Source organism: Oscillibacter sp. CAG:155 (assembly GCA_000436875.1).
In the GTDB taxonomy this organism is placed as follows: Bacteria; Bacillota; Clostridia; order Oscillospirales; family Oscillospiraceae; genus Oscillibacter.
Genome location: FR890870.1, coordinates 1 through 2,065 on the forward strand (window position 1 = coordinate 1; position 2,065 = coordinate 2,065).

The 2,065-nt window shown below is 38.3% G+C and carries 2 protein-coding genes; one reads left to right on the forward strand and one right to left on the reverse strand.

Annotated elements, in window-relative coordinates:
* A partial coding sequence (locus QZL67_RS03200) for a diguanylate cyclase (RefSeq protein ID WP_292919763.1) occupies nt 1–1,619 on the reverse strand: 1,619 nt, incomplete at its 3' end.
* Between the two features lie 161 nt (nt 1,620–1,780).
* Here QZL67_RS03200 and QZL67_RS03205 point away from each other — a divergent pair.
* Nucleotides 1,781–2,065: winged helix-turn-helix domain-containing protein (locus QZL67_RS03205; RefSeq protein WP_292919765.1), on the forward strand; the 285-nt coding region annotated here is incomplete at its 3' end.

Genomic DNA, 2,065 nt, shown 5'->3' on the forward strand with positions numbered 1-2,065 from the left:
AGAAGACAAAGGGTCACCTGATTTTTTTGTTTTTTTGATTGATACATCATATTGTCTGCAACTTTGAACAGTTTTTTTGCGGTTCCGCTTCCATATGCCCCACCTATGCTTACAGACATATGTAGTTCGGGATGTCCATCAATTATCAGACTATCAACAGAATGCCTGATCCTCTCCAGTTTTTTCTCAAATATCTCTTGGGGTATACTGAAAAAGATGATTACAAATTCATCGCCGCCATAACGGATAACTACATCTGTTTTTCGCACACAGGATAAAACGGTTTGTGCAATGCTCTGCAATACAATATCGCCAACATCGTGGCCATAATTATCATTGATGTGCTTAAAATTATCTACATCTATTACGACCATTGCCTGAATATCATCTGCGCCTTGAAAATGCTCGTCATAATAGCGGCGATTGTAAATACTGGTTAAGGAATCAATATATAATAATTGCAGTTGCTGCTGTTTGCGAGACAAGACGGTGTGTTTTTCATAGGAAAACAACCTGTCGTAATCTACTTCATTTCTTATATCTTGAATGCTTTTCGTCTCCTGTTCAGAAGAGGTATCCATAAACTCACTTTCAAGTGTCTCAGTAATTTCTTGTAGACACAGTAAAAGTGTAGGATTAAATGCACCACATTGTCCTTCTAAAATCATTTTCAAAGCTTCTCCATGTGAATAAGCTTTCTTATAGCAGCGCTCACTGGTCAAGGCATCATATACATCGGCCAGCGCAACTACCTGAGCGGCAATGGGAATTTCTTCTCCCTTTAATCCGTCCGGATAACCATTGCCATCATACCTTTCGTGGTGCCATCGGCAGATCTCAGAAGCCACTTTAATAAGCGGATTTTCGCGCTGCTCTATGGACAGGTCTAATAGCATGTTAGCACCGATCACTGAGTGCGTTTTTATCACTTCAAATTCCTCTGCCGTAAGTCGGCTGGGTTTATTTAATATTGCATCTGAAATTGAGATTTTCCCAATATCGTGCAGCGCAGAAGCAGTGCTGATCAAAGAAATATCTGCTTTAGACAAAGGATATTGATCTGTCAGCTGAACCAACTGCTTCAGCAAATATTTTGTAATTGTATTTACATGCAGGATATGTAGGCCGCTCTCTCCATTACGGAATTCCACAATATGAGACAGAATTGAGATCATCAGCTTACTATTCTTTTCCTGCTCGTGAAATTGTTCTGCAATAATTTTTTCAAGGCGCTGCTGCCTTGCGTATAAAAACATCGTATTAGAAATTCGACGCTGGACAATGGTTGAATCAAAAGGTCGGCTGATATAGTCAAAAGCCCCTAAATCATAGGCCCTCTTTATATTAGCAGGAGTGTCATCAGCAGAAATCATAATAACAGCGAAGGTGTCATTCCAATGGTATTTGTTTATGTAAGCTAATACTTCAAATCCGTCCATTTCAGGCATCATAATGTCCAGAAGCAAAAGGGAGAAATCTGCTCTTTGCTTTGAAAGGAGAGAAATTGCTTCCACACCATTCTCAGCCTCTACCACATCATAGTGCCCTTCCAAAATATCTACCAAAAGAGCTCGATTCATCTCTGAATCGTCCACAATTAAAATTTTTTGTTTATCCATGATACTTAAACTCTTTCCTAATAATTTTGCATTTTTATTTTAAATGTTATCCTAACATACTGGCAATATCTATATTGGTAAGGTGTGCAAATAGGTAAGCGTTTTTTTATACTGACAAAATAGGTTCACCATGATATAATCAAGCAGATAGGAGGCAAGTTATGAAACCACAAGAGACAAAATTTGAATTTGTATATAATGAAATTAAGCAGTGTATTTTAGATGGACAGATACCTCATGGAAATGCCTTGCCATCTTCAAGGATGTATTGCGACCAATTCCATGTTAGCAGATATACGATTAACCGTGTTTTCGAAGCATTGAGGGCGGAAGGACTGGTTGATATTCAGCCTCGCCTTGCGCCGATTGTTATTTCAACAAAAGATACCTGTAATTCATCAAGCACTGTTTTTGAGATTCTAAAACAAAAGGATTGTATTTTACAG